This is a genomic window from Sphingobacterium mizutaii, from assembly GCF_900187125.1.
Taxonomy (GTDB): domain Bacteria; phylum Bacteroidota; class Bacteroidia; order Sphingobacteriales; family Sphingobacteriaceae; genus Sphingobacterium; species Sphingobacterium mizutaii.
Genome location: NZ_LT906468.1, coordinates 4,644,023 through 4,653,048 on the forward strand (window position 1 = coordinate 4,644,023; position 9,026 = coordinate 4,653,048).

At 39.9% G+C, this 9,026-nt stretch carries 7 protein-coding genes; 5 read left to right on the forward strand and 2 right to left on the reverse strand.

Annotation, left to right across the window (positions count from 1 at the left end; translation table 11 throughout):
- Positions 1-7 precede the first annotated feature (7 nt).
- The gene (thiL, locus tag CKW03_RS20140) at positions 8-1,054 is read left to right on the forward strand and encodes a thiamine-phosphate kinase (RefSeq protein WP_093100185.1); all 1,047 of its coding nucleotides are present in this window, start codon (positions 8-10) and stop codon (positions 1,052-1,054) included.
- Positions 1,055-1,366: 312 nt separating this feature from the next.
- Here thiL and CKW03_RS20145 read toward each other — a convergent pair whose 3' ends face one another.
- Positions 1,367-2,974, reverse strand: coding sequence for an acyl-CoA carboxylase subunit beta (locus tag CKW03_RS20145; protein WP_093099946.1), 1,608 nt, complete (start codon positions 2,972-2,974; stop codon positions 1,367-1,369).
- 136 nt (positions 2,975-3,110) lie between these two features.
- On the opposite strand from CKW03_RS20145, the gene CKW03_RS20150 reads away from it, so the two are divergent.
- From CKW03_RS20150 to CKW03_RS20160, 3 genes are read left to right on the forward strand one after another with little or no spacing between them, the layout of a single operon-like run.
- Positions 3,111-4,262: an acyl-CoA dehydrogenase family protein gene (locus CKW03_RS20150; RefSeq protein WP_093099947.1), complete on the forward strand. Its 1,152-nt coding sequence runs from the start codon at positions 3,111-3,113 to the stop codon at positions 4,260-4,262.
- The gene (locus CKW03_RS20155; RefSeq protein ID WP_093099949.1) at positions 4,252-5,109 is read left to right on the forward strand and encodes a hydroxymethylglutaryl-CoA lyase-like TIM-barrel protein; all 858 of its coding nucleotides are present in this window, start codon (positions 4,252-4,254) and stop codon (positions 5,107-5,109) included. Before CKW03_RS20150 ends, CKW03_RS20155 begins: the two co-directional genes overlap by 11 nt.
- Entirely contained in the window at positions 5,099-5,845 is a 747-nt protein-coding gene (locus CKW03_RS20160; protein WP_093099951.1) for an enoyl-CoA hydratase/isomerase family protein, read from the forward strand. The genes CKW03_RS20155 and CKW03_RS20160 overlap by 11 nt, the downstream gene beginning before the upstream one ends.
- Here the strand turns inward: CKW03_RS20160 and CKW03_RS20165 are convergent.
- A complete protein-coding gene (locus CKW03_RS20165) occupies positions 5,842-6,594 on the reverse strand; it encodes a segregation and condensation protein A (protein WP_093099952.1) in 753 nt (250 codons plus the stop codon). The two genes, CKW03_RS20160 and CKW03_RS20165, sit on opposite strands and share 4 nt — an antisense overlap.
- A gap of 151 nt (positions 6,595-6,745) precedes the next feature.
- Here CKW03_RS20165 and dxs point away from each other — a divergent pair, with 151 nt between their 5' ends.
- Entirely contained in the window at positions 6,746-8,674 is a 1,929-nt protein-coding gene (dxs, locus tag CKW03_RS20170; protein WP_093099954.1) for a 1-deoxy-D-xylulose-5-phosphate synthase, read from the forward strand.
- Positions 8,675-9,026 lie beyond the last annotated feature (352 nt).

The following is a 9,026-nucleotide window of genomic DNA, read 5'->3' on the forward strand; positions in this document are numbered from 1 at the left end:
GATGAGTATATTTGAAAATAGCGATAGAACCAACCTAAACGAAATCGGTGAATTTGGTCTGATCAATCACCTGACCCAATCTGTAGTATTGACCCAACCCAGCTCTGTAAAAGGGATTGGCGATGATGCTGCCGTATTGGATTTTTCCAATAAACAGACTTTGATTTCAACGGATCTCTTATTGGAAAATGTACATTTTGATCTGCGCTATGTTCCACTTAAACACTTGGGATACAAAGCTATACAAGTAAATTTAAGTGATATTTATGCCATGAATGGAATCGCTAGCCAAGTGACCATTTCCATCGGATTATCTTCTAAGTTTCCCCTGGAAGCCGTTGAAGAAATCTATGAAGGTGCCCTATTGGCTTGCCAAAATTATAACGTGGACCTGATCGGTGGTGATACCAGTACTTCTACACAAGGATTGGTGATCTCGGTAACCAGTATAGGTTATGCAGATGCGGATAAAATTGCTTATCGTTCCGCTGCAAAAGAAGGTGATCTGATCTGTGTTTCCGGTGATCTGGGTGGAGCTTATGTGGGTCTGCAATTACTGGAAAGGGAAAAACAGATCTTCTTAGAAAACCCTAATATCCAGCCTGATCTTGAAGGAAAGGACTATATTATTGAACGTCAATTGAGACCTGAGGCAAGAAAAGATATCGTTGAATTGCTAGCTGCTTTAGAGGTTAAACCACATGCAATGATCGATGTATCAGATGGTTTGGCTTCCGAGATTTTGCATATCTGTAAAGCTTCAAATGTAGGCTGTAAATTATACGAGGAAAAGATCCCTATTGATCCGATGACTTATGAAACTGCCCGTGAATTTGGATTGGATCCTACGGTATGTGCCTTAAGTGGCGGCGAGGATTATGAATTGCTGTTTACAGTCGCTCAAAGTGATTATGATAAGCTGAAAAACAACATGGAAATCAGTATTATCGGTCATATTACAGAGGCTGCTGCAGGTTGTACCATGGTATCTAAATCTGGTAATGTCCATGAGATCAAAGCCCAAGGTTGGAATGCCTTTGGAAACCAAGAATAAGCAAAGCTTACTTTATTAAAATATTTAAAATGGAGCCAATATGAGTTGGCTCCATTTTTCGTATATAGCGCAATTTGACTTTACTTTCATTCGAGACACGTTCGGAATTTTCCGAATATGTCTCGAATGAGAGTAAAAGGAGGTCCCTAAAATATGCCGTAATTAAGCAGAAACACATTTATTAAAATAATAAAAGAATACAGTTTTATGAGCAGTTATCTCAGCTATAGACGGGTATAAAAAAAGGAAAGCTTTGTACAAGATGGCAAAGCTTTCCTCTTATATTTTATTTATAAAAATATTCTCTTTGAATTAAGTTTGAATCACCCCTACATTGTATTTTCCGATATCGGTATTATGGGTTGCAGCTTCGATACCCATGGAAATAATTTTTCTGGTTTCAGCTGGATCGATTACGCCATCTACCCATAGTCTTGAAGCGGCATAATAAGGGCTCAATTGCTCATTGTAGGTCTTTTCAATATCCTGTAAAAGCTTGTTTTTATCTGCTTCACTTAGGCTGATATTTTTGGATTTCAAGGCTGCTTCTTGGATCTGTAACAAGGTTTTTCCAGCAGAAGCACCACTCATTACGGCTATTTTAGCGGTAGGCCAGGCATAGATCAACCGAGGATCATAGGCTTTGCCACACATTGCGTAATTACCTGCTCCATAGCTGTTTCCTACCATAAAAGTGAATTTAGGAACAACGGAATTGGCCATGGCATTCACCATTTTTGCACCATCCTTGATAATGCCGCCATGCTCTGCCCTGGAACCGACCATAAAACCGGTGATGTCCTGGAAGAAAACCAATGGGATTTTCTGTTGGTTGCAGTTCATGATAAATCTTGCTGCCTTATCTGCCGAATCGGAATAGATAACACCACCCATCTGCATCTCTGTAGAGCCTCCAGGTTTCTTAGCCTTCACCACTTCCCTTTGGTTGGCTACTATCCCTACTGCCCATCCATCTACCCTAGCCAATGCACAGATCAAGGTCTTTCCATAATCTGCTTTATATTCTTCCAGCGAACCCCTATCGACTATACATTTCAAGATTTCAACCATATTATAGGGCTTCAATCTATCTTCAGGCATATAATCATAGAGCTTTTCCATAGCATATTCGGGCTCTTTAGCCTCTATCCTAGAATATTGATAGGTCGGTTCTGAACCAAATTTATCGACGATATTCTTGATGGCATCCAGACAGCTTTCATCATTTGGATATTTATTGTCGGTAACTCCAGATATTTCACAGTGCGTATCGGCACCGCCTAAGCTTTCATTGTCAATGACTTCGCCGATGGATGATTTGACCAGGTATGATCCTGCCAAAAATACCGATCCGGTACCTTCGACGATCAACGCATAATCAGACATGATGGGTAAATAGGCACCACCCGCCACACAGGAACCCATAATGGCCGATATTTGTGGGATACCCATGGAAGAAAGTTTGGCATTATTTCTAAAGATCCTTCCAAAATGTTCTTTATCAGGGAAAATTTCAGCTTGCATAGGGAGAAAAACTCCTGCAGAATCTACCAAATAGATAATGGGGATATGGTTTTCCATGGCTATTTCCTGGGCTCTCAAGTTTTTCTTGCAAGTCATCGGAAACCAGGCTCCGGCTTTGACCGTTGCATCGTTTGATACAATGACACATAACCTATTCTTAACATAGCCCAATACGACGACTACCCCGGCATTCGGACAGCCACCGTGTTCTTCATACTGCCCATCGGCAGCAAAGACACCGATCTCAGTGAAATCTCTATCTTCATCTAATAGGTATAGGACCCTTTCCCATGCCGATAATTTCCCTTTTTCATGTTGTTTTTGGATTTTGTCCAAGCCTCCACCTAACAGTAGTTTTTCTCTTTTCTTTTGGAGTTCTTCTAATTGGCCTCGCATAGCTTTATTGAAATAATGTAATTTATTAGGTTCTGAAATATTAAATTATTATAAATATCATAAAATATTATTTGTTTTTTATAATATTTGTAAGAAACATTTGTAACCCAAATATAAACTTAATTAAAATAATATTATGTATAACCTCGGTTCTAAAGAAGAATTGACACTAGTTAGAGAGAGTGCCCGTACCTTTGCAAACACGTATATAAAGCCTCACGTGATGAAGTGGGATGAGGCTCAAATTTTCCCAATTGAACTTTTTAAAAATTTAGGTGACCATGGATTCATGGGCATTCTAGTTCCTGAAGAATATGGTGGCTCTGGATTGAACTACCAAGAATATATTACCATTTTAGATGAGATTTCGAAAGTTTGTGGCTCCATAGGTTTATCTGTGGCGGCCCATAATTCCTTGTGTACCAACCATATTTTGAGTTTTGCCAACGAGGAACAAAAAAGAAGATACCTTCCCAAACTAGCTAAGGCTGAATGGATTGGCGCTTGGGGATTGACTGAGCCTGGCTCGGGATCGGATGCTGGCGGAATGAATACCACTGCGGTTCAAGATGGTGATTACTTCATCTTAAACGGAGATAAAACTTTTATTACCCATGCTATTTCTGGAGATGTAGCTGTGGTAATGGCTAGAACAGGTGAAAAAGGCGATAAAAAAGGAATCTCTGCTTTTATCGTAGAAAAAGGAATGGAAGGGTTTACAGCTGGTGCGAAGATGGATAAGTTGGGCATGCGTGCTTCTGAAACGGGATCTTTATTTTTCGATAATTGCCGTATCCATAAGGATCAGCTGATCGGTGAAGTTGGTGATGGTTTCGTTCAGGCCTTGAAATTATTGGATGGTGGAAGGATCTCCATTGCTGCCCTATCCCTAGGAATTGCAAGAGGAGCTTATGAATGTGCCTTGAAATATGCCAATGAAAGGGAACAATTCCAGACTAAAATTTTTGATTTTCAAGCAGTTGGTTTTAATTTAGCAGATATGGCTACGAAAATCACGGCTTCTGAGCTATTGATCAGACAGGCGGGTGATTTGAAAGATCATGGTCAGAAAGTGACCAAGGAAGGAGCCATGGCTAAATTATATGCGTCGGAAACGGCTGTAGAGGTATCCAACGATGCTGTACAGATTCTTGGTGGTTATGGATTTACTAAGGATTTTCCTGCTGAAAAGTACTTTAGAGATGCTAAATTATGTACTATTGGTGAAGGAACAAGTTCTATCCAACGCATGGTGATTGCAAGGGAGATAAAAAAAGATGTTCAATAACGATCAAGTAACCTTAGTGGATTGCCCTCGGGATGCTATCCAGGGTATTCAATATCAGATTCCAACGGAAAAGAAAATAGCTTATATCAACCAATTGATAAAAAGCCAGGTCTTTGATTGCATAGACTTTGGGAGTTTTGTTTCGCCAAAGGCTGTTCCGCAATTGAGTGATACGGAAGCTGTTTTAGAAGGATTGGAAAAGGATGATAAGGTGAAATTATTGGCTATCATAGCCAACAAAAGAGGTGCTGAGATAGGTTCCGAAATGCAGAAAATTGATTACTTAGGCTATCCATTCTCCATTTCGGAAACCTTTCAGAAAAAAAATACCAATGCCAGCATTGCTGAAGCCTATGATACGGTCAAAGAAGTTCTGGATATCATGAGTAAAAACGCTAAGCAAGAGTTGGTTATCTATATATCCATGGCCTTTGGAAACCCCTATGGGGATCATTGGGACATGGATCTGGTTTCGGAATGGATCTATAATCTGAATGCCATCGGTGTAAAGAATTTTTCGATTGCTGATACTACTTCAGAAGCTACTCCGGAGAGCATCACGGATCTCTTCCACAAGATTACCAAGGATTTTGAGGATATTCCCTTCAGTGCACATTTCCACTCGCCTATCGAGAGTGCCTTATTGAAAATCGATGCAGCCTATTCGGCAGGATGTAGGCGATTTGAAGGTGCTGTTTTAGGTTATGGGGGCTGTCCTTTTGCCAAAGATGAATTGGTCGGAAATATTCCATCGGAATTATTAGTAGATCGCTTCAATAAAGCTAACTTTGATACGATGTCTGGACTGATGGAGGGATTTCAAAATTTGATCAAGCATGAATTATAAATTCATTCAAACCGAAATAAAAGAACATGTTTTTACCTTGACCTTAGATCGGGAAGCAAAGCGGAATGCTTTTACCCCAACAACGGTCAGTGAGGTTGCGCATGCTTTGCAGGAGGCTGAGGCGAATGATATGGTGCATCTGCTGGTATTAAAGGCAAATGGACCTGTATTTTGTGCTGGAATGGATTTGAAGACCTATCAAAACCCAGAACTGGATAGTCCTAATCCTGATATTACTCCTGTTGAACGCTCATTGGGCGAGATCTTTGATCAATTCAATAAACCTTCTATCGCTATCGTCGAAGGTGATGTGATTGCTGGAGGTTTTCTTTATATCCTAGGATGTACTTATGTATTTGCCAAAAAAGACCTGAATTTTAGATTGCCTGAAATTGCTTTGGGGATCTTCCCATTTCAGGTTATGGCAGGTTTGAAGAGGATCATATCGGAAAAGCAGATTTTGCAATTATGCTTTGATCCTAATCCTTTCCAAACGGATAAGGCCATGGAATTGGGACTGGTGGATGGATATCTGGAAGAGGTTAAACTGGATAGTTTGATTGCTTCCTTTGCTGATAAGAGCATTTATGCGATGCAAGCTGGAATGCAGGCCTTGAAAGCGATCCGTAATATGGATGCTGATAAACAATATGCCTATCTCCTGGATTCTTTGCAAAAACTGAAAGACAGGGATGAAGTGAAGAAATTTATGGTGGAAAAGCTCAATAAGAACTAAGAAACCTTCTTTTCTATCCAGAAATTGTTGAATCCAAGACCTACTTCTATGTCCAATAATTTCTGCTGCAACATCTCTAAAACCGCCAAGAAATTATAGACAAACTGAACTTTATTCTCAGAATTCTTAGCTAAAGCTGAAAAATCCAATGATTTATTGATTTCAATCAATTCAGCGATTGCTTTTTTCTGTTGCTCTATGCTGTAAGGATATTTGACAACGGTGTGGGTGACATCCTGTACACGATGGGAAAAATTGTACATGACCCTTTCGTATACCAACATCAGTTTATATAGGTCAAAAGTGGATAATTCCTCCTCTAGGGTCTGGGCTTTGGCTTCACGGGCTATCTTCAGGTCGATTTCGGTGTTACCTCTTTCATAAAATTTGGACCTACGGTCTTCCAAATCTTTCAGTTCTTCGCAGATTTCTTTGAATTGCTTGTACAGGACAAGCTTTTGGACTAATTCTTTTTTGAGGTCGATCTCGTTTTCATTTTCATCCAATTCAGGACGAGGCAGGAGCATCTTGGCCTTGATACGCATCAAGGTCGAGGCAACAAAGATAAATTCAGAGGCTAATTCGATGTTCAAGGACTGCATATGCTGGATATAGGCCAAGAAATCATCGGTGATCTTCGAGATCGGAATATCGTGGATATTTAATTCATCCCTTTCAATAAAGAATAACAATAGATCAAAGGGTCCCTCGAACTGTGCTAATTTAATCTCGTAGTTTGTTGCGTCCATAGAATATGCTCAAAAATAGCGATTTGATTGTATAAAAAGATGGAATTCATTCGAATAAAGCAAAACAATGCTACAGATTAAATTGTATATATATACCATAGTTAAAAGAATAAATTGTTACTTTGTATCTTATTTCGAAATTTTTTCATTTATGCAGGTAGAAGCAGGACCGCTATTACAAAAAATTCAATTTCCATCTGATCTTCGAAATTTGAAGGAGTCGGAACTTGAAGAAGTTTGTAAAGAGCTGAGACAGTTTATCATCGATATCGTTTCTGTAAACGGCGGACATTTTGCAGCCAGTTTAGGTGTAGTGGAACTTACCGTAGCGTTGCATTATGCATTGAATACGCCCTATGATCAAGTGATCTTTGATGTTGGTCATCAGGCTTATGGACACAAGATACTGACGGGAAGAAGGGAAGAATTCCATACGAACCGTATTTTAGGCGGGCTATCGGGCTTTCCGAAGCGCGGCGAAAGCGAATATGATGCATTTGGGGTTGGACACTCTTCGACATCCATTTCTGCAGCTTTGGGAATGGCAGTGGCCTCGGCATATAAAGGTGAAACCGACAGGCAGCATGTTGCTGTAATCGGTGATGGGGCCTTGACCGGCGGTATGGCATTCGAAGCGTTGAACCATGCTGGAATTGAGAAATCAAACCTGTTGGTTATTCTTAATGACAACTGTATGTCGATTGACCCGAATGTGGGCGCAATGAAAGAATACCTGACCAGTATAACCACTTCAAAAAGTTACAATCGATTTAGAGACGATTTGGTGTCCGTATTGGAGAAGATTTCCAAGAAAGGTCCGAATGCTTACGGCTGGGCTAAAAAGCTCGAGCAGAGCATCAAAGGCACCTTATTGAAGAACTCTAACCTATTTGAGTCTCTAAACTTTAGATATTTTGGTCCTGTTGATGGACACGACGTCAATAAACTGGTGAAAACCATCGAGGATCTGAAACATATCAATGGTCCTAAGCTGTTGCATGTGGTTACCGTAAAAGGTAAGGGCTATGCATTGGCGGAAAAGGATCAAACAAAATGGCATGCTCCTGGTCTTTTTGACAAGATCACCGGAGAAATCAAGAAATCTATTTCTGAAAAACCTCAACCACCGAAGTACCAGGATGTATTTGGTCATTCATTGGTGGAATTGGCAGAGACAAACGATAAGATCATGGGGATTACGCCGGCAATGCCGAGTGGATCTTCTATGAACATCATGATGAAAGCGATGCCGAACAGAGCATTTGATGTGGGCATTGCTGAACAGCATGCTGTTACATTCAGTGCCGGATTGGCAGCTCAAGGTTTGGTACCTTTCTGTAATATCTATTCGTCTTTTATGCAAAGGGCATACGACCAGGTCATACACGATGTCGCTTTACAGAAATTGAATGTGGTGTTCTGTTTGGATAGAGCCGGTTTGGTAGGTGCTGATGGTCCAACGCATCACGGTGCTTATGATATTGCATTTATGCGCTGTGTTCCGAACATGGTCTTGGCTTCGCCAATGAACGAGGAGGAATTGAGAAACCTGATGTATACGGCGCAATTGCCAGATCAAGGACCTTTTACGATCCGCTACCCTCGTGGTAATGGTGTGATGCCAGATTGGAAACTGCCGTTTAAGGAGATTCCGGTTGGAAAAGGCAGAAAGATCTGTGATGGTGAAGAAATTGCTATCCTTACTTTTGGACATATTGGTAATGAAGCTAGCAAAGCAATCTTAAAATTGCGTGAAGATGGTATCCATCCGGCGCACTATGATATGCGATTTGCGAAACCTTTGGATGAAGCTTTGTTACACGAGGTATTCAAAAAATATACTAAAGTGGTCACGGTAGAAGATGGTTGTTTGCCGGGAGGGATTGGATCTGCAATCTTAGAGTTTATGGCAGACCATCACTACGAGGCTCAGGTACTACGATTGGGTATCCCAGATGGTATTGTAGAGCACGGCGAGCAGGCAGAGTTATGGCATATTTGTGGATACGATGCTGTTGGTATCGAAGATCAAGTTAGGAAATTAACAAAAGGCATAAAAACTGAAACTTTGGTAGGATAATTGCTCTAATAGAGCAGGTATTTCAAAGACAATCAAGAGTCTATATGAGGAAGCCCACAGGCTTCCTTTTTTATTAAAAGTTTTCCACATTTATTTTTCCTTGCTTAATTTTTGCTTTAAAAAGTCCTAGAAAAAGGGTATCAAAATATATGTGTTAATAAAATAATTTTGTACTAATATTTTGGACAAAATATGCTAAAAATTACAATTAAAATGTTGTTTTTTAGTGACTTACCTTTTTTTTGTCATTTTAATTTTTTAGCTCATTTTTTTTTGTCATATTCGTTGTAGGCAAAAGTTATGAACAGAAATTTTGTCAATTATTGGTTTTCAAGTTATTAACAAATTCAGA

Bases quoted from the DNA above. Each gene is read 5' to 3' on its own strand.
- CKW03_RS20145 (WP_093099946.1), bottom strand. From the start codon at position 2,974: ATGCGAGGCCAATTAGAAGAACTCCAAAAGAAAAGAGAAAAACTACTG.
- CKW03_RS20150 (WP_093099947.1), top strand. From the start codon at position 3,111: ATGTATAACCTCGGTTCTAAAGAAGAATTGACACTAGTTAGAGAGAGT.
- CKW03_RS20155 (WP_093099949.1), top strand. From the start codon at position 4,252: ATGTTCAATAACGATCAAGTAACCTTAGTGGATTGCCCTCGGGATGCT.
- CKW03_RS20160 (WP_093099951.1), top strand. From the start codon at position 5,099: ATGAATTATAAATTCATTCAAACCGAAATAAAAGAACATGTTTTTACC.
- CKW03_RS20165 (WP_093099952.1), bottom strand. From the start codon at position 6,594: ATGGACGCAACAAACTACGAGATTAAATTAGCACAGTTCGAGGGACCC.
- dxs (WP_093099954.1), top strand. From the start codon at position 6,746: ATGCAGGTAGAAGCAGGACCGCTATTACAAAAAATTCAATTTCCATCT.